Raw genomic sequence first — 25,524 nt, forward strand, 5'->3', positions numbered from 1 at the left:
CGCTCCCCGAGAAAGCTGCACGCGTTGGCACGCACACACTCACACGTCGCACGCCGCACCACGCCGTTCTGGGTGGTCGCGGTCGCGTTCCTCCTGGTGATGGCGTACTCCACTGTTCCCACACCCCTGTACCCGCTCTATCAGCAGCTCGACGGGTTCCCCGTCTCCGTCGTCACCGTCGTGTTCGCGGCATACGCGGCCGGGGTGGTTGCGAGCCTGTTCCTGCTCGGGCACGTCAGCGACTGGATGGGGCGACGACGGATGCTCGTCATCGCCATCCTCATCTCCGCGCTGTCCGCGATGCTGTTCACGGTATTCACCGACGTCCCGGGGCTGCTGATCGCCCGAATCGTCAACGGCGTCAGTATCGGCGTGCTCACGGCGACCGCGACTGCGCACCTCGGCGAGTTGCGGGCTCGGGCGCGACCAGACGAGAACGCCGTCGTCGCGGCATCCGTCGCCGGGGGAGCGAACCTCGGCGGTCTCGCCCTCGGCCCCCTCATCGGCGGGCTCTTCGCCGACTTCCTGCCCGACCCGCTGCACCTTCCGCACACCGTGTTCGCCGTGGTCCTCATTCTCCTGGCCATCGCCGTCGCGCTTGTTCCGGAGACCGTCACCGCGGCTCGGCGCACATATCGTCCGCAGAAGGTCGCGGTCCCCGCGGCGTCCCGCGACCGCTTCGTGGCTGCCGCCTTCGCGGCTTTCGCAGGTTTCGCGCTCTTCGGGCTGTTCACCTCTCTGGCCCCGTCGATCCTCGTCGGCATCTTCGACGAGCACGGCCACCTCGTGGCCGGGATCACGGTCTTCCTCGTCTTCGGGTCCGCCGCCGCCGCTCAGGTGCTTCTGGCCCGTGTCGCGTATCGCACCCAGCTGCTGTTCGCCGCCATCGCCTGTGGAGTCGGTCTGCTCGTGATCGCCGGCGGGGCTCTCGCGCCGTCGCTCGCTCTGTTCCTGTTCGGCGGGATCATCGGCGGAGCGGGCGTCGGCGCCCTGTTCCGATGTGCGCTGGCCACCGCCTCGGAGATCGCGGAACCGGGTCGCACAGGTGAGACGCTCGCCGCGATGTTCCTCGTCGCGTACTGCGGTCTGGCGCTTCCGGTGCTCGCTATTGGGGGAGCGTTGACCGTGCTGCCCCAGACCACCGTGCTTCTGGTGTTCGTGGTTCTGGTCGGCGTCGTGACGGTGACCGCGGCACTGCGGATGCGTCGCGCCGCGCGCTGAAGACAGGGAAGGGGCCGGGATGCTCCCGGCGGCCCTTCCCTGTCGACATGGCTCACGCAGAGCGACGAATCACACCGGCGAGGGCGTCGGCGAGTCCGTCCGTGCCGGAGTCGACGCGATAGCCGTTGAGGAAGAACGTCGGCGTCCCGTTGACGCCGCTGCGGATGCCGCCTTCTTCGTCGGCGCGGATTCGCGACAGGTAGCGTCCCTCGGCCACCGCCGTGCGGAGCTCGTCCATCGGCAGGCCGAGCCGCTCGCAGATCGTCGCGTAGAGGTCGGGGCCCAGCTGTCCTTGGTGTTCGAACAACAGGTCGTGAGCCTCCCAGAACCTGCCGTGTTCGGCCGCGAACTCGGCGACGAACGCTGCATCGACCGCCTCGGGGTGCAGTTCGGCGAGCGGGAAGTTCCGGAAGACGAAACGCACCTGCCCCTCGTATGCGGCGAGCAGCTTCGCGACGACGGGATACGCGGCACCGCAATAGGGGCACTGATAGTCGCCGTACTCGACGAGAACCACCGCCGCGTCGGCGGGACCCGAGCTGTGGTCGTGTGAGGAGACGGGAACGCGAAGTGAGGACATGGTCCTCTCCTTTCAGTTGTGGGTGAGGGTGTCGAGGGCATCGAGTACGCCGTCGACGCCGGGGTTGACGGCGACGGGCGCGAGGTAGCTCCAAGCGATGACGCCGGCGGGGTCGATGACGAAGAGCGCTCGGCGCGCTTCGCCCACGGCATCGTCGTACGCACCGAAGAGTCGTGCGACCGCTCCCTTCGGCTCGAAATCGCTGAGGAGCGGGAAGTGAAGTGAGTGAGCTGCCGTGAACGCTTCGTGCGACCACACGTTGTCGACGGACACGGCGACGACCTGCGCACCCCGGGCACGGATCAGCGGCAGAGCCTCGTTGATGACGGCCAGCTGGTCGCCGCAGACGGGACTCCAGTCGGCGGGGTAGAACGCGAGGACGACGGGGCTGCCGAGGAGCTCGTCTGAACCCAGCGACTGGTCGGCGGTCACCCGGAGAGTGAAGTGCGGTGCATGATTCCCCGGTTGCAGGATGTCTGGCATGATCGGCCCTTTCTGAACGTACCCTCACTGTGCCCGGGTGAGATGGGGCTCCCGTAGGCCGCGCGTTCGAACGTCATCCGACATGTGTCGAACCGGTCGTGCTGCGCCGGCGCTCCCCTGTCACGGCGGCGAGAAGGACGACTCCCGCGATTCCGGCACCAGCGATCGTGTCGACGACGCGCTCGGCCGCGACCTCGCTGATGGGTTGCCCTGCGGCTGAGGCGAGCAGCACCGCCATCGGTGTGACGACGGCGAGCGCCCAGGTCAGGTTCCGTCGGAGCAGGAGCTCGAAGAGGAAGATCAACCCGGCCGCCCAGGCGATGCGCTCCCACCCCCAGGGCTCGATGGCCGCCAGGACGATCACGAGGAGGATGGCGAGTCCGGTGCCGATGAGGCGCTGCGTACCCCGCAGGACTGCTGAATAGACGTCCGCGTCTTTCTGAAGGATTCCGAGGCACGCCAACATGACCCACGCCGCATGATGCAGGCCGAGGGTCGCGCTGACCGGTACAGCGAGCACCGCGGCCGCAGCGATCCGAGCGACGATCAGGCGAGCGGATGCGGGGACTGCGAAGCGCCAGGGCGTTCGCTGCGCGAATATCATCCGGTCGCGGGCTCGGATCGTGGGCGCGAGCAGCGGCAGCACCGCGATCAGATACCCCAGGAGCGCACCGCCGGCGAGTGAAGCCACGACCTCGAGACAGCTCATGCCGGCACCGCCGGCAGCCGCGGGGGCCACGAGCTGGCTGGCGGAGCCGGTGATGAGGACGAGGAAGAGCGCCCCGGGCGGACCGACCGCCAGCGCCTGCGCGAGGAACGACCCGCCGACGGCGATGACGGACATGGCCACGAGGCCGGGAATGAGCGCTGTACCCAGCGCCGCACCGACACACGCGGCCACCAGAAGAGCGCCGGCGATGATCGGTAGCGCGACAGCACGTTCTCTGCGCGACCGGTCGGGGAGGTGCAGGACGATGAGAGCGCCGAGGGAACCGACCGACCCCCAACGTGGTTCGCCGATGACGAGTCCGAGCAGCGGGGGAACGGCGACGGCCAGAGCAGCCTGCAGTGCGGCCGGCCACTGGCGCGGAGCCGGTCGGAGGGCGAACAGCTGACGCCAGACGCGCCTGCTCATCCGCTGCCGAGCGCGTCGAGCTCGGCAGCGGATGGGGCGAAGAACACGGTGCCGGTCAACGCGGTGGAAAAGTCGAGCAGCCGGTCGTGCATCCCCGGAGGATGTCCGATGAACATCCGCTCGATCATCTGCTGGATGACCCAGAGGTTGCGGCTGTACCCGAGGAAGTAGGTGCCGAACTCTCCCGCTCCGGGCCTGCCGAACGGCATGTTGTCGCGGACGATGTCGTGCTCGACGCCGTGCTCGTCCTCGATGGTCGCCAGGGACTTGTGTGACTGCTGGCCGCTGGGGGCGTCATCCAGCTCGATCCCATCGACCTTCGTGCGTCCGAGGATCCGCTCCTGTGTCTCGACGGGCAGCGAATCCCACTCGGCCATCGCGTGCACGTACTTCTGCGTCACGACATAGGTGCCGCCGGTGTGTGCGGGGTCCTCGTCGGCGACGAGGACGGCGGCGTCACTGGCCGGTCCGACCGGGTTCGCCGTTCCATCGACGAAACCCAACAGATCACGACGGTCGAAAGAACGGAAGCCCACCGTCTCATCGACGACGTGCACCGCCGCACCGAGATCACTCAGCAGGCGCTTCTCGAAGAAGAAGCAGACGTCCGCTCGTTCCGCGCGGATGTGGAACAGCAGATCCCCCGGTGTCGCGGGTGCCGTATGCCTCGCCCCGACGACCGGCGTGAAGGGGCGGAGCTGCGCGGGGGGAGCGCTCTGCATGAGCGACGCCCACACGCGGCTGCCGACTCCCACCGTGCACGTCAACGCCGCCTCCGGAAATCGGAAGGTGATGGCTTTCATCGAATCGGAGAGATCGGCGAGAACGTCGCGCACGATGTCGACGCCGCCTGGCGCGATGGTCACAACCAGGAACACCGCATTCGCGGTGAGAGGTGCTCCTGGTGCCTGTGTCGGTCCTGTCTCGACGTTGTTCATCCGGTGTCCGCTCGCTCTCGCATTCGTCTGACGGCACCACCATCGCGTTATCCGGAGCGATGTGCTTCCGACACGTGACGAGACTGCGTGCGACGAGTGCATCGCCCGGTGATCGGGGTCGCCGATCTGCACGAAGTGTCCTTCGCGGACTGGACGGACGTCGCACAGCGCTGGTCGCGACCCGCCATACCGTGAGTGCCACCTGACCTGGACGGAGACACCATGGACGCCATCGGCCGCGAGGCACTCACCGGGATCCACCAACTCGAACGCGAACTCGTCGTGCGCGACTTCATCGCGCTCCTCAACGACCGCGCGCATGCCGAACTGCATCCGTTCCTCGCTGAAAATGTCGTCTATCGTCCGTCTGCGAACAAGCGCGTGTGGGGGCGACCCGCCGTGACACGGATGATCGCCGAGCTGCACGAGGAGTTCGACCAGTGGACCACGCACCTCGAGTCCCTGGCGGTCTGCGGCGACACGGTGCTGACCGAGCAGCGGCTGCGGCTGAGGCTCCCCGGCACGTCGACGGTCGAGGTGATGGGGTTCGCGAGCTTCCGCGTCGCGGGCGCCCAGATCAGCGCATGGAACCAGATTCACGCGTGAGCTGTGACGGGGCGCGCGCCGCGCGCTTTCCGTGCCACTCGCGCAGGTCCTTTCGCGAATTGAGTCCCGACTTCGCGTAGATGTGGCGAATGTGGGACACGACGGTGTGGGGCGACATGAACAGTGCGTCCGCGATCTGCTGCGTCGTCGCGCCGGCGGCGACGCGCTCGAGCACTTGCTGCTCACGCGGTGAGAGCATCTGCGGATCGCCGTGCGCGTGCGCGCGACGGCGAACTCCGCGGTGTCGGAGAGACTGCAGCACACGGTTGACATCGCGATGCGCGCCCGCGGTCTCATAGATGGCGAGCGCCTCGTCGAGCGCCGGGACCGAGCGTTCCGCGTCGGGCGCCACAACGCCCAGTAACTCGAGGACGAGAGCGAGGATGAGCGGGCGATCCGACTGCCGGAGGATCATCGCGGCCTCAGTCAGCGTGTCCGCATCACGTCCGTGGCAGCCCTCCGCGGTCCGCAGAATGGCCCGGCAGTAGGCATTCTCAGGATTGGCGTCGTATCGGATGCGGGCTCGCGTGATGACCTCACGAGCGAGTTCGTCATCCTCGGAGCGGATCGCGACCTCCATGAGCAGAAGGTCGTCGGCGAAGTCCGAGGGTGTCGTCATCGTGGGGATCGGGTCGTGGAGTGATTCTCGTGCGAGGACGCTGTGCGCCACAGCGTCATCCACTTTTCCGTCGTTGAGCGCTCGCAGCACGAGCATCCACTGACCCGCTCGGACGACACCGCCGCCGGACGCGAGAGTCTCGACGAGCGGTTCGGTCTGCTTTCGGAGAGCGGTGTCACCGGTGCGAAGAGCGATTCGGAACAATACGATGCCGGCGGTCGCATTCGCGAAATCGCCGAGTCCGAGTTCATCAGCAAGAGCGAGCACCGACTCCGCTTGCAGCCTCGCGTCATCCAGCCGGCCGAGGTCATGCAGAACGCGGGCGCGGACCATCATCCAATACGCCTCGGCGACAGCGGCCCGGGATGCGATCGCCGAGCTCAGCCCCTCGTCCACCAGCTCGAGAGCTCGCGTGACGTCGCCCTTCGAGTTGTGGAGGAATGCGTCCCACAATCCTTCCGGCACCCATCGCGCCGGATCCAGCCCCGCGAGAGCGGCGCGTCTCGACGCGGATTCCATGAGGGCGACCGCGTCGTCGAACCGGTTGCTGTTGAACGCGTACACCGACTCTGTCGCGTCCACGGTGGCGAGCGCCTCGTGGTCCGCATCGGGGTCGGCGACCTCGCGTGCGAGCGCCAGGGTGCGGGTCAGCTCGACGAAGTCCGCCTTGTTCGCACAGTTCAGGGCGCGCACGGCCAGCAGGTCAGCTCGCGCCGGTCGTTCGATGCCTGCGAGCGCGAGCGCCTGATCACAGGTGGCGATGGCGCGATCGAAGGAGGATTCGGTCTGGCGACGGGCGGCACCGAGGAGGACACGTGCCCGCGACTCCGGTGAGAGATAGGGCGCGAGTGCCTGGGTCGCGTTGTCCGCCTCGGTGTCGCGCCCGTCGGCCCACAGGTACGGAAGGAGCTCGGTACTGGCCTCCGCCAGAGCCGGAACGTTGTTCGCGAGGCGCAGTGCCGCTGCGGCGAGGTCCGCGGCCTGCGATGTGTCGGACGCAGCCAACTGCTGCGCGGCGTCGCGGATCAGTGCGAACGATTGCTGATCGCCGGGTTCGGCAGCCTCCACGAGTGCCGCGGCGACGGCGGAGGCTGGTTCGCCGGAGGCGAGGCGGAGCTGTGCCACTTCGCGCAGCATCGCCTTACGGACGGATGCCGGGATCGACGCTTCCACCGCTTCCCGGATCGTGTCGTGGACGAAGGCGAGGGTTGCCCCGTCCTCGATCAGGAAATCGGCACCGAGGAGTTCGCGCACCGCGGTCATCGAGGCCACCGCGGTGCCGCCGGTCGCGGTCAAGACGTCGGAGAGGCGGAACCGCCTGCCAAACAAGCTCGCAACCTGTGCGAAGGTCAGTGCGTCGTCGGAGAGGTGCGCCACCCGCTGTCGCGATGCCGCCCCGAATCTGGCGGGAACGGCAGAGCCGATGGCGTCGACGACGCCACCATGGGCCGCCAGGAGCGCTTCTTCCTGCAGCCCGCGCACGAGTTCGACGATGAGCAGCGGGATGTGCGAGGTCTGCTCGAGGGCCGCCTCGAGCTTGGGTCCGAGGGTGGCGCCGGTGAGGTCTGCCGCGATCTCGAGCGCAGCATCCGCCGCGACAGGCTCGAGATCGAGGACCGTGCCGGTGCGCTCGACATACTCGGCGACTCGAGCATGGGCCGCCCGGAACTGTCCGGAGCGGCTGGCAAGCACCCAGGCGACAGGCTGATCCGCCAGGGCGGCCGCTGACCGTAACAGGATCCCGACGGACGCGGCGTCCAACCACTGCAGGTCGTCGACGACGACGATCGCACCGCCCGCCGTCGTAGCCGTCGACTCCAATCGGTCGGTCAGGAGGCGCGCGATCCAGTACTGCGGTTCTCCCGCGCCCAGGGCCGGCCGCAGCTCCTCCTCCGTCACCAGGCGCGGTGTGCCGCGCAGCATCGCCTCGGTCAGTGCCCCCAAGGGGACTGCTCCGGAGTCGACGTCCGGGGTGATGGTGAGGGTGGGCCAGCCTCGTTGCTCGGCGACGGCGAGAACCTCCGCGAGCAGGCGGGTCTTTCCCATGCCCGCGCGCCCGCGGATGAGCGCGGGCGTGGGCTCGCCCGAGAGAGACCGCTCGATGGACGCGGTGAGGGACGAGATGATGTCGCCGCGCCCGCGCAGGGGGGTGCTGGCAGCGGTGGAAGACCCGGCCAGGAAGGCGCGGTCTGACGCAACGGCGAAGCCGGAGTGCCGGTCGTGCATCCCCTCATTATTCCGCGGCGACGTATGCCGCGGAGGTCGCCGCCGCCTGAGTAGTACAAGTTGGGCCTCCTCGCCCGGAAGGGCCGTTCTTACGCTCAAGCCGAGGGCGCGGGTGCGGCCGAGAAGGGAGCGGACGGGGATGAACCTGCAGACACTCGTGGATGACCTCGCGGAAGACCTCGGCCGTTCCGTCGTCATCAACGACGCCCAGTACCGCCCCATCGTTTCCAGCGCACAGGGCGAGGAGATCGATGAGCTCCGCGCCCGTGGACTGTTGGGACGCGCGACACCTCCGCGGGAGCGCGCGTATCTGGAGAGCATCCACCTGTCCTCCGCCAAACGACCGCAGACCGTGAACCTCGATCAATTCGGCGCACGGGAACGCCTGGCGGTGCCGATCCGCTCCCGTGACGCATTGCTCGGGGTCCTGTGGCTGATCACGGGCGGGCTCCCCCCGCTGACGTCATCGCAGTTTCGTGCAGTCGACGCCGCGGTGGAGATCGCACGCGAGTATCTCGCCGCCGCGCAGGACGAGATATCGGGCCGATCGACGCGCGACATGGTCCTCCGAGGACTCCTCGCCCCGGATCCGATCGTCAGACGGGATGCGCTGAGCACTGCTGTCCGCGCCTACGGCGTGTCTCGCAGCTCGGCGACCGTCGTTCGCGCCGTGGCCGTCGGGCACGACACCTCCGTGGTCCAGCGCGCTTCGCTCGGTCGGGCTGTGGAGAGCCTGGCCACAGCGACGTTCATGTTCATGGGCGAGATCGGAGCTGCCTTACTGTTCCTGGAGCGTTCACATGAGAACACGCGAACGGATGACCTCATCGCGGCCACGGCGGCGCGCGCGGGTGTGCCGCTGCGCGCAATCGGGTCCGCCTATCTCACCGGAACCGACATCGACGTGCGGCCGGTCGCCGAGCGAGCTGTCGCGACGGCAGCGGTCGCGGAGCTCTTGCCGGATCTGGGCACGAGCCTGCGCGCCGAAGACGTCGGCCCGTGGTTGCTCATCGCCGACGTCGTCTCGGATCCGAACCGACTGCAGTGGTACTCACCCGCCGCATACGCCCTGATCCACGATGCGGACCCGCTGCGCCGCCAGACCATCGAGACCCTCCTCGACCATGCCCACCAGATCAAAGTCGTATGCGAAGAACTGCACATTCACCGCACGACGCTGTACTACCGATTGGAAAACATGCCACAGGTGGTCAAAGACGCGATGGATGACGGGATGAAGCGCAGTGCACTGCACCTCGGTTTGAAACTCGCCTCGTACTGGGAGAACGCGGGACACATCCAATGAGGGCGCGAAGCCGGCAGGTCCAGACCAGCGACGGCGTAACCCTCGAGGTGTACGACACGGGCGGGAACGGCGCCCCGGTCCTGATGCTCCATGGGTGGTCGCAATCGCAGGAGATGTTCCTGCACCAGCGTGACGGACTCGGAGAACGCCGTGTCATCACGTACGACATGCGTGGACATGGCAGGTCGGAGAAGCCCGGGCGGGGCTACCGCATCGCTCGTCTCGCAGCCGACGTCCGCGACATCCTGGTTGATCTCGACATCCGGGATGTCCATCTCCTCGGCTGGTCGATGGGGGTCTCGGTCATCTGGTCGTATCTCGAACTCTTCGGCGACAGGAGAGTGCGAAGCCTCGTGCTGGTGGACCAGCCCGCCGCGGTCGCCGCGCAGCTGTGGATGAGTGCGATCGAGCAGCAGTCCGCAGGCTGCATCCTGCCCGCGGATGGGCTCGGTACCCTCGCGAACGCCATCGCCGACGATGCTGGCGGAGACGCCACGGTGCGCGCCTTCGTGCGGAGCATGTTCACCGGGCCCGTCGACGACGGCCTCTGGTCGTTCGTGTCATCGGAGGTCGCTCAGACACCGCGCCGTGTCGCCGCGCCATTGCTGTTCGACCACGGCGCGCAGGACTGGCGGGAACTCCTGCCGACCATCGCCAAGCCCACCCTCGTGCTGGGGTGCGACGGCAGCCATGTGTCGGCCGAGTCGCAACGCTACGTCGCCTCGCGCATCCCCGGAGCGCTCGTGCACATCTTCCCGCGCGATGTCGCCAGCTCGCATTTCCCGTTCCTGGAGAATCCGGAGGCGTTCAACGAGGTCGTCCGAGTGTTCCTCGATGCGAACGCGGTTTCCGACATCCGTCCAGTCAGGTAGCGACAACCTTCGGAGGGAGGGCGCGGACACTGCTCCTACCGTGAGACGTGGCCGGGTCATCTCCGGGAACGAGGGAGTGGGATATGCGCGAGACGCCGACCGTTGTGATGGTGCACGGCGCGTTCTCTGATGGAGCGAGCTGGTCACCGGTGGCGATGCGCGTGATGGGTGCGGGTATCGAGGTGCGCGTTCCCGCCATCTCCAATCGAAGTCTCGCGGAGGATGTCGCGTATGTGCGATCGTTCGTCGAGAACATCGACGGGCCGGTGCTCCTGGTCGGCCACTCCTATGGAGCCACCGTGGCCTCCGGTGCAGGAACGGCGCAGAACGTTCGCGGGCTCGTCTTCGTGGCGGGATTCGTGCTCGACGTGGACGAGAGTGCAGACGACCTGAGTCAGCGCTTCCCTGCATCCGACGCCGCCGACTACTTCGACTACCGGCGGTACGCCACCGCCGACGGCGCGACCCGGCAGGAGGTGTTTGTCGCCATCGACGAGTTCCCGTTCCTCGCCGCCCTGGGGATCCCCTCCGACGAGGCGGCCGTCTTCGCCGTCACCCAGCGCCCGCTGGACGCCGCGGTGCTCAGCGACCGAGCCACGCACGCAGCGTGGCGTACCCGCCCGACCTGGGGCATCGTGGCCACGGCGGATCAGATCGTGAACCCGGACGCCGTCCGTTTCGGCCTCGAGCGAGCCTCGGCCCGCATGGTGCTCGAGCTGCCGGGCCCGCACCTCGTCCTGCACACGCACCCCGGCGACATCGCACGTTTCATCGTCGACGCTGCGAACGCCGTGCCGCTGACCGCATGAGCGGCTTCGCGTCGTCCGCGCACCGCATCGCGGTGGCAGGCGGTTCCATCGGCGGGCTGTTCGCGGCGGCCATGCTGCACCGGCTGGGGCATGACGTCACGGTGTACGAGAAGTCGGTGCACGGTCTCCGAGCGCGCGGCGCCGGCTTGGTCGCCCAGGACGAGGTCTTCGCCGCACTCGATGTCGCCGGAGTCCCGGCGGGCGCTGTCCCCGGGGTGACATCCGTCGAGCGGATCGCGCTCGACCTGCGAGGTGCCGTTCGCTACCGAGAGCGGGCCGAGCAGACGCAGTTGTCGTGGGACCGCCTGTACAACGGTCTCCGCGATGCGATCCCCGACTCTCGATATGTCGTGAACAGTCCGGTCACCGATGTCGACGCGCGAGCCGGCGTCCTCTCCTTCACTGCGGGCGAGGAACGAGAGGAGGCTTCGCTCCTCGTGGGAGCGGATGGAGCCCACTCACACGTGCGCCGCTTCGTCGCACCCGACGGCGGCGAACCCAGCTACGCCGGTTACGCCATCTGGCGCGGCCTCATCCCCGAAGACCTCGTCCCCGGGGCATCCGCCGACACCCTGTTTCGTCGGATGACCTTCTTCACGGGACCGGGGGAGCACGCGCTCGGCTATCTCGTCCCCGGGGCGGACGGACAGACCCAGCCGGGGCGTCGGCGATACAACTGGGTCTGGTACCGGTCGATGAGCTCCGGCGACCTGTCGGCGCTGATGACCGCCGCGGGACGCCTCCCCCTGTCGACGTCCCTCGCGCCCGGGCAGACGCCGGAGGACGTCAGGACGCACCTGATCGAGGCGGCCCAGCATCGCCTCCCGCCCCCGTTCGCCGACGTGATCGCGATGGAGCCTCGGCCATTCCTCCAGGGTGTGCTCGACTACGTCGCCCCTCGGCTCACCCGGACGCGCGCACTGCTCCTCGGGGATGCGGCAGCGGTGGTCCGTCCGCACACCGCGATGGGGGCCGCGAAAGCGGCGGGCGACGCGCTCGCTCTCGCCCGCCTCCTGCGTTCGTCGACCGTGGACGCAGCCCTCGCCTCGTACGACGAGCAGCGGCTCCCGGTGGCGACGAGCATCGCGCGTTACGGGGTGAGGCTCGGCGAGCAGTTGCCGCTATGACCCGGTGCGGGCGAGCCGCTCTTGGACGAAACGCTGGAGGACCACGGCATGATTGACCGCCGGGTCGTGCGCCGCGTAGATCAAGGTGACCGTGCCCTGCGCGTGGGCGACCTCGAGCAGGTGCTGAACGGCCGCGGGATTCGCTTCCAATTCCGCCTCGTACCGATGGGTGAATTCCGTCATTCGCGCGGAGTCATGGTCCCACCAGGTGCGCAGATCGGGCGAGGGCGCGATGTCCTTCAACCACTCGTCGACAGCAGCGCGTTCTTTCGACACGCCCCGTGGCCAGAGGCGGTCCACGAGGATCCGGTAACCGTCGTCTGCGGCAGCTGCGTCATATGCGCGCTTGATGCGGATGCTCGGCATGGGCGGCCTTTCGTTCGAGGGCTCAGGCGAAGCTCGTTTCGCGGCTGACGGGGGTGTCGGCGAGAGCGGTGAACCCGGGTTTCGGGGACTGGGTCGTCAACGTGTGGAACGGCAGGGAGGGGACCTCGAAATTATGTACCCGCATCTGGATCTCGCCGATCCCGTCCAACCGCAGGTGAGAATCGAAGTCCGACGGGCGAGCGACTTCGTGCAGCTCCCACAGCCTCACGAAGCCCTGATCCCTGGACAATTCACGGACGATCTCGTCGTACCGCGTGGACGTTCGATCGCCGAGGAACCGCAGGGTCGCGACACCGCGTGCCGCCAGTTCCTCCCAGTTCACGATCTGGCGCTTGTTCCCGGCCGCGAAGTGCGCGACGAGGGCGTTGGCGCCGGGGCGGATGGTGCCGGAGCTCAGGGAATGCATGAGTTCGTTGACCGCGACGATGTCGAGGTTGCCATTGGTGATGTACGCCGGAATGTGCGCCCACGTGTCGAGCAGTTCGCGCATGATGTAGCTCTTTTCGGGCGGGATCATGCGTCGCTGCTCGTCGACTCTTCCGGTGAGACGGTTGACGTACTCGACGCTCACGTCGTCCAGATTCAGAGCGCGCGCGAGAGCGCGGACCACCGTGGTGGAGGGGTCGGCTCCCCGTCCCTGCTCGAGCCTGGTGTAGTACTCGATGCTGATGCCTGCGAGCATCGCGACTTCGTCGCGCTTCAGCCCGGAGACTCGTCTGCCGTCAGTCGGACGGAGGCCGACGTCCGTCGGGCGGACGCGCGAGCGCCGCGCACGCAGAAAGCTCCCGAGAACACTCTTGTTATCGCTCACCGAGCTCCTTGACTGTCTCGAACCGTCCTTCCGACTCGTGCTGAGCCGGGGGGGAGAGACGCTTCACCGTAAGGAGAGCGGGGGCGTGCTCACATCACCTCTTCCGGGGATCCGTATCCCCTCTTCGCAGCGACGCACCCGGCTTGGATAGACGTAGCAACAGGAGTCGGCAATTGTCGGAGGCGTCGCGCAGACCCGAAAGCTACCGTGAATCCCGTCGCCACATCGTCGAGGCGCGAACCATTCACCCGTCGGTCGGGCCCACTCGTTCGACGACATGACAAAGGACTCATCATGGGATACATCACCACCGAAGACGGCGCCGAGATCTACTTCAAGGACTGGGGCGACGAGGACGCCCAGCCCATCGTGTTCCACCACGGATGGCCGCTGTCGTCCGACGACTGGGACGCGCAGATGCTGTATTTCCTCGACAAGGGCTTCCGTGTCGTCGCCAGCGACCGTCGCGGCCACGGTCGCTCCTCGCAGATCAGCACCGGCCACGACATGGACCACTACGCCAGCGACGTGAACGCGGTCGTCGAGCACCTCGACCTGAAGAACGCGATCCACATCGGCCACTCCACCGGTGGTGGCCAGGTCGCCCGCTACGTCGCTCGGTACGGCCAGCCGCAGGGGCGCGTCGCGAAGGCCGTCCTGGTCTCGTCGGTTCCGCCGATCATGCTCAAGTCCGACAGCAACCCCGAGGGAACGCCCGTCGAGGTCTTCGACGGCTTCCGCTCCGCTCTCGCCGCCAACCGCGCCGAGTTCTTCCAGGCCGTCGCCTCGGGTCCGTTCTACGGCTTCAACCGTGACGGTGTCGAGGTGTCCGAGCCGGTCGTCGCCAACTGGTGGCGTCAGGGCATGACGGGCAGCGCTCTCGCCCACTACGAGGGCATCAAGGCGTTCTCCGAGACCGACCAGACCGATGACCTCAAGGCCATCACGGTTCCCGTCCTCGTCATGCAGGGCGACGACGACCAGGTCGTCCCTTTCAAGGCCGCCGCGTTGCTGCAGCACGAGCTGCTGCAGAACTCCGAGCTGAAGATCTACGCCGGCTACCCGCACGGCATGCTGACCACTCACGCGGACGTCATCAACCCCGACCTGCTGGCCTTCATCCAGAAGTAATCGCGGCATCAGCTCAGAGGCGCACCCGGATGACGGGTGCGCCTCTTCTGCGGAGCCTCGGGCGGCGTGGACCGGGATGCAAGGGATCCGACACGACACCCCGGGCCGGATGCCGCTGAGCGGGGTGTCGGGCCAGAACCCTTGCATCGCGGCGCGGGCGGGGTGATTCCGGCGGCAACATCGGGAAAGCCCCGCCGCGCGGCCGGTGGCCGCCCGTCGGGGCTGTGGAGGGGCTGACGGGAATCGAACCCGCGCTATCTGCTTGGGAAGCAGATGTTCTGCCATTGAACTACAGCCCCACGCACCCGGAGGTGCTCGGTCAGCTTACCCCACGGGGCTCGGGCCGCCGGAAGCCGGACCGCCCGGTGCGCCAGGAGCAGCAGGCCCACCCGGAGCCGCCGGCCCACCCGGCCCACCGTGGCCACCCGGCGCGGGCGGAGCCTGCGGGTACGGCGGCGCGGCCGGATGCGAACCTGCCCCATAACCACCGACACCCCCGACACCGGCCCCGCCCCCACCCGGGAACTGTCCGCCGCTCTCGCGCATCGCGAGCAGCATCCCGTTCTTCACCGCCGTGCGCATCAGCAGGTAGCTCACCCACAGGATGAGCGCGATCGTCCCGAGGTAGATCGCGATACCGAGGACGACGAAGCCGATGCCGAAGGCCGCCGCGGGCCCTGCGTAGTCGTTGTACATGGCCCGCACACTATCGCTCGCGCCCGGCGCGCACGACCTCGGGATCAGCGCTCGATCGAGACCTCGACGATCCGTCGGTCGGATGCCGTCACGCGGTGCACCTCGCCGACGATCTCCGTCGCCGCCTCGGTCTCCCGCTCCGCGCACGACGGTCCGACCCAGAGCTCGATGTCGCCGGGCTCGACGATGCGCACCCCCTCGCGTCCGGTGAAGGCCAGCCGTGAGGTCGGCACGTCGAACGAGACGGTCGCCGCGGCGCCGGCATACAGCTCCACCCGGGCGAAGCCGAGCAGCTGCGCGACCGGCCGCGTGACACTCGCGTGGATGTCGCGCGCGTACAGCTGCACGAGATCCGTGCCCGCGCGCTCGCCCGTGTTCCGCACCCGCACGGTCGCCGTGAAGGCGTCTCCGGCCGACACCGACGCCGTCACCGACAGGGCGTCGTGCTCGAACGTCGTGTAGCTGAGCCCGTGCCCGAAGGGGAGTGCAGGGGTGCTGTCGGCGCTCGTGATCTCGTTCGGCCCGCCGAGGATCGGATGCAGGTAGCTGTAGGGCTGCGAACCCGACGATCGGGGGAGCGAGACGGGCAGGTGGCCCGAGGGCGAGACCTCGCCGCTCAGGACCGCAGCGATTGCCGGTCCGCCCTCTTCGCCCGGGAAGAACGTCTGCAGCGCTGCCGCGACGGCCCCCTCGCCCGAGAGCGCCCAGTCGATCGCGTACGGCCGCCCCGACAGGACGACGAGCACGACCGGCGTCCCCGTCGCAACGAGACGCTCGACGAGCTCGCGCTGCACCCCCGGCAGCTCGAGCGAGTCGGCGTCGTTCCCCTCGCCGACGGTGCCCCGCCCGAACAGTCCGGCCCGGTCGCCGACGGCGACGATCGCGACGTCGGCCGCGCGTGCGGCATCCTCCGCCTCGGCGAAGCCCGACCGGTCGTCGCCCTCGGCCTCGCAGCCGCGCACGACGGTGACCTCGGCGTCAGGCATGGCGTCGATGATGGATGCCGCGAGCGTCGGGATCTCGAATCCCATCGGCACGCCCGGGTGGTGGGCGAGCACGTGATTGGCGAACGAGTAGCAGCCCATGAGGGCTTCCGAGCTGTCACCGTTCGGTCCGATCACGGCGACGCGGCGGGGCGATGCGAGCGGCAGCACGCCGTCGTTGGTCAGCAGCACGACCGATTCCTCGGCCAGGCGCCGGGCGACCGCGCGGTGCGCGGGCGAGTCGAGGTCGATGCTCGTCGGTGGCTCCTCGAAGGTCTCGTCGAGGAGCCCGAGCTCCTCCTTCTGGATCAGCACTCGACGAACGGCGCGGTCGATGAGCGCCTCGTCGACCTGGCCCCCGCGGACGCGCTCGGCGAGCGGCCCGACGTAGGCGTCGCCCGTGGGCAGCTCTACGTCGATGCCGGCCTCGAGGGCGAGCTGCGCGGCCTCGCCGCGGTCGCGGGCGACGGCGTGCATCGTGTGGAGGAAGGCGACGGCGAAGTAGTCCGACACGACGGTGCCGTCGAAGCCCCACGTCTCGCGCAGGAGGTCGGTGAGGTAGGCGGGCGTCGCCGCGACCGGCATCCCGTCGATCTCGGCGTACGAGTTCATCACCGACCGCACGCCGCCGTCGCGGACTGCCATCTCGAACGGCGGCAGGAACACGTCGGCGATCTCGCGCGGTCCCGCGTGGACCGGCGCGTGGTTGCGGCCCGCCTGCGAGCCCGAGTACCCGACGAAGTGCTTCAGCGTCGCGTGGACGCCCGTGCTCTGCAGGCCCCGCACATACGCGGTGCCGATGACGCCCACGACGTATGGGTCCTCGGCGATGCACTCGTCGACGCGTCCCCAGCGGGGGTCGCGGATGACGTCGAGCACCGGCGCGAGCCCCTGGTGGATGCCGAGCTCGCGCATCGACTCGCCGATCAGCGCTCCCATCTCCTCGACGAGCTCCGGGTCGAACGCCGCGCCCCACGCGAGGGGAGTGGGGAAGGTCGCCGCCTGCCACGCCGCCAGGCCGGTCAGGCACTCCTCGTGCACGAGGGCGGGGATGCCCAGGCGCGTCTCGCGAATGAGTCGGCGCTGCTCCTCCCACAGCCATGCCGCCCGCTCGATCGGGTCGACGGGCCGCGTGCCGTAGACGCGGGTCAGCTGCCCCAGGCCGTGGACGGTCGCATCGGCGTACGCGGTCGACGACGCCATCTCGCCGGCCATCGGCGCGACGACCTCGTCGCCCTGATCGACCCAGAAGCCGACCAGCTGGGCGAGCTTCTCTTCGAGGGTCATGCGCGCGATCAGATCGGAGACGCGCGTCGAGACGGAGATATCGGTGAGGGTCACAGTTCGTGCTTTCTCTACGGGGGATCAGCCCTTGACGGCGCCGGTCAGACCGCCGACGATGCGGCGCTCGAACAGGCTGAAGAACGCCAGGGCGGGAAGCATCGACAGGGAGGTGAAGGCGAGCACCTTCGCCGTGTCGACCGAGTACTGCGACGAGAACGCCTGCACGCCGAGCGGCAGGGTGAAGGTCGCCTCGTTGTTGAGGATGAACAGCGGAAGCAGGTAGCTGTTCCAGCTGCCGATGAAGGCGAGGATGCCGACCGTGATGACGCCGGGCACCGACAGGGGCAGCACCATCCGCCAGAAGAACGACAGGCGCCCGCATCCGTCGATGAACGCGGCCTCCTGGATCTCGTCGGGGATCGCCCGCAGGAACGGCACCAGGATGATGATCGTCATCGGCAGCGCGAAGGCGATCTGCGGGAGGATGATGCCCGCGAGCGAGTTCATCAGGCCGAGGTCGCGGATGACGATGTACAGCGGCGTGATCGCGACGGTGATGGGGAACATCAGGCCCGAGGCGAAGACGGCGTACAGCACCCCGCGGCCGCGGAACCGGTACCGGGCGAGGATGTAGCTCGCCATGAGGCCGAGCAGCACCGCACCGATCGTCGTCGCGCCGGCGGCGATGGTCGAGTTGAGCACCTGCTGCCAGAACTGCGAGCCGGTGAGCACCGCCAGGTAGTTCTCGATGTTCCACGGCGACGGCCAGCCGGCCGGGTCCACGGTGATCTGGGCGTTGCTGCGGAAGCCTCCGATGATGATGTACAGCACCGGCGCGAGCATCAGCGCGATCACCACGAGGGCGACGAAATACACGACGGGGCTGCCCCAGGGCAGGCGCTCCTTGCGGCGGCCGCGACGGTCGGTGGGTGCCGGCGCGACGATCGCACGAGTTGCGGGGGAGGTGAGGGCGGTCATCGCTCCTGCTTCCCTTCGGTGATGGCCCCCGCGGTGTCGCGGCGCAGCACGTAGCGCTGGTAGACGATCGCGACGACGAGGGAGATGAGGAAGATCACGACGGCGACGGCGTTTCCGAAGCCGTAGCTGCCGGCGTTGCGGCCGTTGACGACCATGTAGGTGGCCATCGTCGAGGTGCCCGCTGTCGATGCCACGTACTGGCCCCAGATGATGTAGACGAGGTCGAACAGCTGCAGTGCGCCGATGATCGACAGGAACGCCCAGATGCGCAGGGTGGGGGCGAGCAGCGGCAGGGTGATCCGCCAGTGCATCTGCCAGTAGCCCGCGCCGTCGAGGGCAGCGGCCTCGTAGAGCTCGTCGGGGATTCCCTGGAGGCCCGCGAGGAAGAGGATGACGGCGAAGCCGACGTACTTCCAGGTCAGGATGGCCATGAGCGTCCAGATCGCGATCGAGGGATCGGCGAGCCAGTCGCGCGTGAGCGCGCCCAGCCCGAGCTGCTCGAGGGCCCCGTTGAGGGCGCCCTGCGTCTGCAGCATGAGCCCGAAGCCCGTGCCGACGACGACCTCTGCGATGACGTAGGGCACGAAGATCAGCACCCGGATGAGCGACTGCCCCCGCATGCGGCGGTTGAGCAGCAGGGCGAGGAGGATCGCGACCGGCCCCTGCAGGACGAGGGATGCCACGACGATGATCGCGTTGTGGCCGAGGGCCTCGACGAAGGTCGGATCGGTGAGGATCGTGATGTAGTTCTGCAGGCCGACGAACTCGGTGGGCGGCCCGTAGCCCTGCCACCGGAAGAAGCCGTAGTAGGCCGCCATCACGACGGGGAAGATGACGAACCCGACGAACATCACCAGGGCGGGGCCGACGAGCACCGCGATCTCGAGGCGACCCGACCAGCCCAGGCCTCGGCGGCGCCGGGAGGGCGAGGGCGTCGTGGTGACGCCCTCGCCCCGGGCCGCGAGATCCACGCCGCCGGCGGAGTCCGCCACGGCTGTCTCGCTGAGCGACATGATGCGGATCAGCCCTTCTTCGCTGCGTCGGAGACCGACTTGATCATCTGCTCGGGCGTGCTCTTGCCCGCCAGCAGATCGACGACGGCGACGTTCAGCGCGTTGCCGACGTTCTGTCCGAGGACGGTGTCGAGCCACTGCGAGACGAAGGGCGCCTTGTTGTATGCGGCGAGAACCTCCTGGAGGTACTCCTCCTCGACCGCCTCCTGCGCGACCGAGTTCACCGGCGGTGCGTTGAAGGCCTGGTAGTAGGCCTCCTGCTGCTCGGCGCTGGCGAGGAAGTTCAGGAAGTCGGCGCACTCCTTCGGGGCCTTCGCCGAGCAGGAGTATCCGTCGACGCCGCCCATGATCGAGCCGGGCTCGCCCTCGCCACCCGACAACTCGGGGAAGGGGAACCACGCCAGGTCGGGGAGAGGCTGCTCGTCCGGCGTGAGCGAGGCGATGACGCCCGGGTTCCACGCGCCCATGAGCTCCATGCCGGCCTGGTGGTTCGCGATGAGGCCTGCGCTGCTGCCCGCGCCCTGCTGCGCAGAGGTCGTGAGGTAGCCCTCGTTGAACGGCTGCAGCTCGGCGAAGTCGGCGAGGTCCTCGGCGGACTTCAGCCAGCACTCATCGCTGAAATCCTTCGAGTCGCCGGTCTTCTCGATCGTCTCCGGGCTGCACTCGCGCAGGGCGAAGTTGTAGAACCAGTGCGCGGCGGGCCAGGCGTCCTTCGCGCCGAGCGCGATGGGCGCGATGCCGGCGGCCTTGAGCTGGTCGACGACGCCCTCGAGATCCTCGACCGTCGCGGGGGCCTCGGTGATGCCGGCCTGGGTGAACAGGTCGGAGCTGTACCAGAACCCGCTGGGGAGCACTGCAAGCGGCATCGCCCACACCTTGTCCTGATAGGTCTCGGCCTTGAACGAGCCCTCGGAGATCTCTTCCTTGGCGGTGTCGCCGATGAGGTCGGTGAGGTCCATCAGCTGCCCGGCCTGCACCATGGCGGCCATCTTGCCGCCACCGCGCTGCAGGAAGATGTCCGGCGGGTCGCCCGCGTTGAGCGCCGTCTGGAGCTTGCCGTCCATGTCTTCGTTCTGCACGGACTGCATCGAGATCTTCACGTTCTCGTTCTCGGCCTCGAACGCGGCGATCGCGTCCTTCCAGAACTCCTGGCCGGGGCCGGTCGTGGAGTTCTGCCACAGGGTCATCTCGACGGTGCCGTCGGCGCTGCCTCCGTCGCCGTTGCCGCTGCAGGAGGTGAGCGCGAGCGCCCCCACCGCCAGGACGGCAGCCGTGACGGCAGCCTTGCGGCGAGCCGTGATGGTGCGTGCCATGTGATTCCTTCTCTCTTCGTTGAGTGGACATCTGCCGAGCGCGCCGCTTCGGGCCCGGGCTGGGCTGCTCGAACCGCCGAGCGGCGATGCTCGGAGTCGTCGGACATTCGCTGGTGCTGTCGGACACCGAAAGTTTGCGCGGGCAACAAAGAGGTGTCAAACGTTTTCGAAAACGGTTTCCATTTCGGGCTAGCATGCGGTCATGGACCGACGACGACCCACCATCCACGACGTTGCGGAGCGTGCCGGCGTCTCCGTGTCGACCGTGTCGAAGGCCGTCAACGGGCGTTACGGCGTCGCGACGGCGACCGTGGATGCCGTCATGGCGGCAGTCGCCGAGCTCGGCTACGAGTCGAGTCTCATCGCCAGCAGCATGCGTTCGCGCTCGACGGGTGTCATCGGTGTGCTCGTCGCCGATTTCGAGCCGTTCAGCGCCGAGATCCTGAAGGGCGTGGGGGAGGCGCTGCGTGACACCAGTTACGACCTGCTCGCGTACTCGGGCTCGCGCGGTGACGAAGAGGGGTGGGAGCGCCGATCGCTCTCGCGGCTGAGTGGAACGCTCATCGACGGCGCCATCATGGTCACCCCGACCGTCGTCAGGGCGAGCGCCGACGTGCCGCTCGTCGCGATCGACCCGCACACGGGTCCGGCCGACGTGCCGATCGTCGAGAGCGACAGCTACGGCGGCGCCCGTGAGGCGACGGCCTATCTCATCGGCATGGGCCACACGCGCATCGGCTACATCGCGGGGCGCGCCGACCTGCGATCGTCGATCGCGCGCGACGCCGGATACCGCCGAGCGCTCGCCGACGCCGGCATCCCGTTCGATGCGACCTACGTCGGTGCCGGCCGGTATCGCGAGGCAACGGTGCGCGAGGTCGCGATCGAGATGCTCTCCGCTGACAATCGCCCCACCGCGGTGTTCGCGGCGAACGACGTGTCGGCCATCGCGATCCTGCAGGTCGCCGCCGAGCTCGGGCTCGAGGTGCCGCGCGATCTGTCGATCGTCGGGTTCGACGACATCCCCGAGGCGACGCGGCTCCCGGTTCCCCTCACGACGGTGCGTCAGCCGATGGGGCGGTTGGGGGCGGCCGCGGTCCAGATGCTGCTGGCCCTCATGCGCGGCGAGACGCCGCCGGCCACGCACCTGCGGCTTCCGACGAAGCTGGTCGCCCGGCAGACCACGGCACCGCCCGCGGGGCGTCGGGCCGGATGACGCTGTCGCGCGGATGCCGGCAGCGGCGGCGTCGCGCTCTAGGCTGTGTCCGTGCTGCTGAGTGATCGCGACATCCGTGCCGGAATCGAGCAGGGCCGCATCGGCCTCGATCCCTGGGATGCCTCGATGGTGCAGCCGTCGAGCGTCGACGTGCGCCTCGACCGGTACTTCCGGCTGTTCGACAACCACAAGTACCCCTTCATCGATCCCGCCCAGGACCAACCCGAACTGACCCGTCTGATCGAGGTCGAGCCGGATCAGCCGTTCATCCTGCATCCCGGGGAGTTCGCGCTCGGGTCGACCTTCGAGCAGGTGGGCCTGGGCGACGACGTCGCCGCGCGTCTGGAGGGCAAGTCGTCGCTCGGACGCCTCGGCCTGATCACTCATTCGACGGCAGGATTCATCGACCCGGGGTTCTCGGGTCACGTGACGCTCGAGCTCGCCAATGTGGCCACTCTGCCCATCAAGCTGTGGCCGGGCATGAAGATCGGGCAGCTCTGCTTCTTCCAGCTCAGCTCGCCGAGCGAGAACTCCTACGGGTCGGGCCCCTACGGCAACCGCTACCAGGGGCAGCGCGGGCCGACGGCATCCCGCTCCTTCCAGAACTTCCACCGCACCGACGTCGGCACCATCGACGCCGGGTCGCGCGGCGCCTGACGCCCGTTCCGGGGTGCACGGCGGCCCCGAGGTGGAGAACCTCGGGGCCGCCGTTCGGGACGTCGTGGGTCAGGCGGCGTTGCGCCCGGCCGCGAAGCCCGCGGTGAAGCCGCGCTCGAAGGCGCGCTCGCCGCGGTGCGGGTGCTCGCCGCGGTGCGGGTGCTCGCCGAAGCGAGGGCCGCAGCCGTGACCGTGACCGAAGCCGCGCCCGAAGCCATGCCGGCCGCGCGGGCCGAATCGGCGCGGTGAGCTCTCGTCCCAGCCGAGCTCGCGGGCGATCGCCTCGAGCGAGGCGAGGGTCGTCGCGTAGTCCGCCTCCGTCACGGCGTCGCGCACGCGATCGCGGACACCGCTCACGAGGCCGTGGATGCGGTCGCGCTCGCGACGTCCGTCCTCGGTGATGGTCCAGGCGCCGTCGCGCTCGACGGCCCAGCCGCGAGCCGCGAGGGAGCGGACGCGCTTGCCGCCGCGTTGCACGCGCTCGGCGAGGCCGGGGATCTCTCGCTCTCCCGCGAGGACGTCGAGCACGGCCCAGTCTCGGCGGTCGAGTCCCTCGGCGGCGAGCGTCCGATTCATCTCGCCGGCGAGGGCGGTTCCGGCCGTGCGCATCCAGAAGGCCAGCGACCGCGTGCGGGTGTCGGGCGTCTCGGGGGTGTTGTCGTGGTTGTTCATGGTGTTCCCTTCATGGGCCGGCGTATCCGGCCTCTGATGCATGTCATCTGTCATGTGTATGCACTATGACATGCACCACGAGTGCATGTCAAGTCGCATGTATTCTCGAAGCATGACGGCCGACGACGACCCGCGGATCGATGCCATCGCGGACGCCCTGGGGCGCCTGCGCGGACTGCGGCGGCCCGCGCCGGGCGTCGAGCGCGGACCGCAGGCGCGCGGACCGTTCGGCGGGCACGGCGTTCACGGCGGGCACGGCCCGCACGGCCATCACGGCGGCCCGTTCGCCGAGGGACGCGGCAGGATGGCGGGGCTCGCCCGCCTGCGCATGCTCGAGGCGCTCGCCGCGGCATCCCATCCGCTCAGCGTCAGCGAGATCGGCGAGGCGATCGGTGTCGATCAGCCGCGCGCCTCGCGGCTGGTGCAGCAGGCGGTCGAGCTCGACCTGGTGCGTCGGGAGGCCGACCCCGAAGACGCCCGCCGCACGCGCATCGCGCTGACCGACGAGGGGCGCAGCTTCGCACAGAGCGTGCGGGGCGAGCGTCGGGCGGCCCTCGGCAGCGCGCTGGGCGGATTCACCGATGACGAGCGGGCCGAGCTGGCTCGGCTGCTCACCAAACTCGCCGACGCCTGGCCGCGCGGCTGAGCCTTACCCGGTGTCATTGCGGCAGGCAACCACCCTTCCCCGCTTTGCGTTGCGCCGGTAGCCTGCGACCCTGGTTCGGTGAGCACCGAGAATCAGCCCTCTCCCGCAGAACGCATAGCCGCGGTGTCCACCCCGGGCACGATCGCCCGCTGGGTGTTCTGGCCGGCCGCGGTCGTCATCGTCGGGTTCAGCGCCTTCGCGATCATCTTCCCCACCACAGCCGAGTCGTTCTTCGGCGCCATTCAGACGTCGATCGTCGACTCGTTCAACTGGTACTACGTCCTCATCGCCGCCTTCTTCGTCGGCTTCGCGATCTTCGTCGGCTTCAGCCGCTTCGGCGACATCAAGCTCGGACGCGACGACGACGAGCCCGAGTTCTCGACGGGATCGTGGTTCTCGCTGCTCTTCGCAGCGGGCATGGGCATCGGTCTCGTCTTCTACGGCGTGAGCGAGCCGCTCAGCCACTTCGTGGACCCGCGTCCCGGTGTCACCGGCACCGAGCAGCAGCTGGCGCAGAGCGCTCTGACCCAGACCTACCTGCACTGGGGTGTGCACGCCTGGGCGATGTACGTCGTCGTCGGCCTCGCCCTCGCCTACGCGATCCATCGCCGCCGCCGCCCGATCTCGATCCGTTGGGCGCTCGAGCCGCTGCTGGGGAATCGGGTTCGCGGTGCTGCGGGCAACGTCATCGACGCGGTCGCCCTCGTCGGCACCCTGTTCGGCGTCGCGACCTCGCTCGGGCTCGGTGTCATGCAGATGGGATCCGGGCTCGAGTTCATCGGCCTCCCGCCCTTGAATGACGCGATGCTCATCGGGCTCATCGCGATCGTCTCCGTCTTCGTCCTCTTCTCCGTACTGTCGGGAGTGACGAAGGGGATGAAGTGGCTCTCCAACTTCAACCTCATCGTCGCCGGCTTGCTGCTGCTGTTCCTGCTCTTCGTCGGACCCACGCAGTTCCTGCTGCGCGAGTGGGTGCAGTCGATCGGCGCATACATCCAGGACTTCATCGGTCTCTCCTTCACCGTCAGCGCGCTTCAGGGGGCGGCCGGCGAGGCCTGGCAGGCGCAGTGGACGTCGTTCTACTGGGGCTGGTGGATCTCGTGGGCGCCCTTCGTCGGCATCTTCATCGCGCGCGTCAGCAAGGGGCGCACGGTGCGCCAGTTCGTGGCGGGCGTGCTGCTCGTCCCCACGCTGATCGGCATCCTGTGGTTCGCCGTCCTCGGCGGCTCGGCGCTGTATCGCGAACTCGAGCAGCCCGGGTCGATGCTCGCCGCCGACGGGTCGGTGAACCTGCAGGGTGCCCTGTTCCAGCTGCTCGAGGGGCTGCCCGCCGGTGGTGTGCTGACCATCGGTGCCATCGTCCTGATCGCCGTCTTCTTCATCACCTCGGCTGACTCGGGTGCGCTCGTCATGGGCATGATCGCGACGGGCGGAAATCCCGAGCCGCCGCGCTGGGTGCGCACCTTCTTCGTCGTCATCACCGCCGCCCTCGCGAGCGCGCTCCTGCTGGCCGGAGGCCTGCAGGCGCTGCAGACGGCTGCGATCCTCATCGCCCTGCCGTTCTCGATCGTGATGCTGCTGATGTGCTGGTCGACGGTTCTGGCCTTCCAGCGCGAACGTCGTGCGTACGCCCGCGCGGAGCGGGCTCAGTTCATCGAGCGGATCGGCGACCACTACGGGCTCGAGGTCGAAGAGCCGAACGAACGGGGAGTGCGTTTCCCGTGGATCGGCGGCAGGCGCGGCTGACACCGCTGCAGCGAATCGTCGCGAAGGCGCCGGGCACGACCGCCCGGCGCCTTCGTCGTACGCTGGGCG

The 25,524-nt window shown here is 68.6% G+C and carries 24 protein-coding genes and 1 tRNA gene; 11 read left to right on the forward strand and 14 right to left on the reverse strand.

What is annotated here, in order from left to right:
* Positions 1-24 precede the first annotated feature (24 nt).
* Complete coding sequence (locus VC184_RS01630) at positions 25-1,221, forward strand: MFS transporter (protein ID WP_323987110.1); 1,197 nt, start codon at positions 25-27, stop codon at positions 1,219-1,221.
* A 52-nt stretch (positions 1,222-1,273) separates the two neighbouring features.
* Here VC184_RS01630 and VC184_RS01635 read toward each other — a convergent pair whose 3' ends face one another.
* From VC184_RS01635 to VC184_RS01650, 4 genes are all read right to left on the reverse strand, one after another.
* Positions 1,274-1,801 carry a DsbA family protein gene (locus tag VC184_RS01635; RefSeq protein WP_323987112.1) on the reverse strand — a complete coding sequence of 176 codons (528 nt, stop codon included), beginning with the start codon at positions 1,799-1,801 and terminating at the stop codon, positions 1,274-1,276.
* A 12-nt stretch (positions 1,802-1,813) separates the two neighbouring features.
* Positions 1,814-2,233, reverse strand: a complete 420-nt coding sequence (locus VC184_RS01640) for a redoxin domain-containing protein (RefSeq protein ID WP_323987113.1) — start codon at positions 2,231-2,233, stop codon at positions 1,814-1,816.
* A gap of 124 nt (positions 2,234-2,357) precedes the next feature.
* Positions 2,358-3,419, reverse strand: coding sequence for an FUSC family protein (locus tag VC184_RS01645; protein WP_323987114.1), 1,062 nt, complete (start codon positions 3,417-3,419; stop codon positions 2,358-2,360).
* Positions 3,416-4,285: a Dyp-type peroxidase gene (locus VC184_RS01650; RefSeq protein WP_323987115.1), complete on the reverse strand. Its 870-nt coding sequence runs from the start codon at positions 4,283-4,285 to the stop codon at positions 3,416-3,418. The genes VC184_RS01645 and VC184_RS01650 overlap by 4 nt, the downstream gene beginning before the upstream one ends.
* Positions 4,286-4,579: 294 nt before the next feature.
* Here VC184_RS01650 and VC184_RS01655 point away from each other — a divergent pair, with 294 nt between their 5' ends.
* Positions 4,580-4,963, forward strand: coding sequence for a nuclear transport factor 2 family protein (locus VC184_RS01655; protein ID WP_269267014.1), 384 nt, complete (start codon positions 4,580-4,582; stop codon positions 4,961-4,963).
* On the opposite strand, the gene VC184_RS01660 is transcribed toward VC184_RS01655, so the two are convergent.
* Positions 4,935-7,907, reverse strand: a complete 2,973-nt coding sequence (locus VC184_RS01660) for a helix-turn-helix transcriptional regulator (RefSeq protein WP_323987117.1) — start codon at positions 7,905-7,907, stop codon at positions 4,935-4,937. The two genes, VC184_RS01655 and VC184_RS01660, sit on opposite strands and share 29 nt — an antisense overlap.
* Positions 7,908-7,947: 40 nt before the next feature.
* Between VC184_RS01660 and VC184_RS01665 the strand changes: the two genes are divergently transcribed.
* The 4 genes from VC184_RS01665 (at position 7,948) to VC184_RS01680 (ending at position 11,922) form a co-directional block, all read left to right on the forward strand.
* Positions 7,948-9,114: a helix-turn-helix domain-containing protein gene (locus VC184_RS01665; protein WP_323987118.1), complete on the forward strand. Its 1,167-nt coding sequence runs from the start codon at positions 7,948-7,950 to the stop codon at positions 9,112-9,114.
* The gene (locus VC184_RS01670) at positions 9,111-9,986 is read left to right on the forward strand and encodes an alpha/beta fold hydrolase (protein ID WP_323987119.1); all 876 of its coding nucleotides are present in this window, start codon (positions 9,111-9,113) and stop codon (positions 9,984-9,986) included. Before VC184_RS01665 ends, VC184_RS01670 begins: the two co-directional genes overlap by 4 nt.
* Positions 9,987-10,069: 83 nt before the next feature.
* On the forward strand, positions 10,070-10,795 hold the full coding sequence (locus VC184_RS01675) for an alpha/beta hydrolase (protein WP_323987120.1): 726 nt from the start codon (positions 10,070-10,072) through the stop codon (positions 10,793-10,795).
* Positions 10,792-11,922 carry an FAD binding domain-containing protein gene (locus VC184_RS01680; RefSeq protein WP_323987121.1) on the forward strand — a complete coding sequence of 377 codons (1,131 nt, stop codon included), beginning with the start codon at positions 10,792-10,794 and terminating at the stop codon, positions 11,920-11,922. Before VC184_RS01675 ends, VC184_RS01680 begins: the two co-directional genes overlap by 4 nt.
* Here VC184_RS01680 and VC184_RS01685 read toward each other — a convergent pair.
* On the reverse strand, positions 11,917-12,288 hold the full coding sequence (locus tag VC184_RS01685; RefSeq protein WP_323987122.1) for a DUF488 domain-containing protein: 372 nt from the start codon (positions 12,286-12,288) through the stop codon (positions 11,917-11,919). The two genes, VC184_RS01680 and VC184_RS01685, sit on opposite strands and share 6 nt — an antisense overlap.
* A 22-nt stretch (positions 12,289-12,310) precedes the next feature.
* Complete coding sequence (locus VC184_RS01690; protein WP_323987123.1) at positions 12,311-13,120, reverse strand: helix-turn-helix transcriptional regulator; 810 nt, start codon at positions 13,118-13,120, stop codon at positions 12,311-12,313.
* 294 nt (positions 13,121-13,414) lie between these two features.
* Here VC184_RS01690 and VC184_RS01695 point away from each other — a divergent pair, with 294 nt between their 5' ends.
* Positions 13,415-14,251: an alpha/beta fold hydrolase gene (locus VC184_RS01695; RefSeq protein WP_323987125.1), complete on the forward strand. Its 837-nt coding sequence runs from the start codon at positions 13,415-13,417 to the stop codon at positions 14,249-14,251.
* Between the two features lie 225 nt (positions 14,252-14,476).
* On the opposite strand, the gene VC184_RS01700 is transcribed toward VC184_RS01695, so the two are convergent.
* The 6 genes from VC184_RS01700 to VC184_RS01725 all read right to left on the reverse strand — a co-directional run bounded on the left by VC184_RS01700 (position 14,477) and on the right by VC184_RS01725 (position 20,518).
* Positions 14,477-14,550 (reverse strand) — tRNA-Gly (locus VC184_RS01700).
* Positions 14,551-14,575: 25 nt separating this feature from the next.
* On the reverse strand, positions 14,576-14,947 hold the full coding sequence (locus tag VC184_RS01705) for a hypothetical protein (protein ID WP_323987126.1): 372 nt from the start codon (positions 14,945-14,947) through the stop codon (positions 14,576-14,578).
* A gap of 44 nt (positions 14,948-14,991) precedes the next feature.
* The gene (locus VC184_RS01710) at positions 14,992-17,217 is read right to left on the reverse strand and encodes a beta-xylosidase/alpha-l-arabinosidase (RefSeq protein WP_323987798.1); all 2,226 of its coding nucleotides are present in this window, start codon (positions 17,215-17,217) and stop codon (positions 14,992-14,994) included.
* Between the two features lie 78 nt (positions 17,218-17,295).
* The gene (locus tag VC184_RS01715) at positions 17,296-18,192 is read right to left on the reverse strand and encodes a carbohydrate ABC transporter permease (protein WP_323987127.1); all 897 of its coding nucleotides are present in this window, start codon (positions 18,190-18,192) and stop codon (positions 17,296-17,298) included.
* On the reverse strand, positions 18,189-19,205 hold the full coding sequence (locus tag VC184_RS01720; protein WP_323987128.1) for a carbohydrate ABC transporter permease: 1,017 nt from the start codon (positions 19,203-19,205) through the stop codon (positions 18,189-18,191). The genes VC184_RS01715 and VC184_RS01720 overlap by 4 nt, the downstream gene beginning before the upstream one ends.
* An 8-nt stretch (positions 19,206-19,213) precedes the next feature.
* The gene (locus VC184_RS01725) at positions 19,214-20,518 is read right to left on the reverse strand and encodes an ABC transporter substrate-binding protein (protein ID WP_282501943.1); all 1,305 of its coding nucleotides are present in this window, start codon (positions 20,516-20,518) and stop codon (positions 19,214-19,216) included.
* A 202-nt stretch (positions 20,519-20,720) separates the two neighbouring features.
* Here VC184_RS01725 and VC184_RS01730 point away from each other — a divergent pair, with 202 nt between their 5' ends.
* Positions 20,721-21,734, forward strand: coding sequence for a LacI family DNA-binding transcriptional regulator (locus tag VC184_RS01730; protein WP_112616065.1), 1,014 nt, complete (start codon positions 20,721-20,723; stop codon positions 21,732-21,734).
* A gap of 51 nt (positions 21,735-21,785) precedes the next feature.
* On the forward strand, positions 21,786-22,391 hold the full coding sequence (gene dcd, locus VC184_RS01735; protein ID WP_323987129.1) for a dCTP deaminase: 606 nt from the start codon (positions 21,786-21,788) through the stop codon (positions 22,389-22,391).
* Between the two features lie 69 nt (positions 22,392-22,460).
* Here dcd and VC184_RS01740 read toward each other — a convergent pair whose 3' ends face one another.
* A complete protein-coding gene (locus VC184_RS01740; protein WP_323987130.1) occupies positions 22,461-23,063 on the reverse strand; it encodes a hypothetical protein in 603 nt (200 codons plus the stop codon).
* Between the two features lie 112 nt (positions 23,064-23,175).
* Here VC184_RS01740 and VC184_RS01745 point away from each other — a divergent pair, with 112 nt between their 5' ends.
* Together VC184_RS01745 and VC184_RS01750 are read left to right on the forward strand one after the other, a co-directional pair.
* Entirely contained in the window at positions 23,176-23,709 is a 534-nt protein-coding gene (locus tag VC184_RS01745) for a MarR family winged helix-turn-helix transcriptional regulator (protein ID WP_323987131.1), read from the forward strand.
* A gap of 78 nt (positions 23,710-23,787) precedes the next feature.
* Positions 23,788-25,455, forward strand: coding sequence for a BCCT family transporter (locus VC184_RS01750; protein WP_407667122.1), 1,668 nt, complete (start codon positions 23,788-23,790; stop codon positions 25,453-25,455).
* Positions 25,456-25,524 lie beyond the last annotated feature (69 nt).

The organism is Microbacterium plantarum (genome assembly GCF_035231185.1).
Lineage (GTDB): Bacteria > Actinomycetota > Actinomycetes > Actinomycetales > Microbacteriaceae > Microbacterium > Microbacterium plantarum.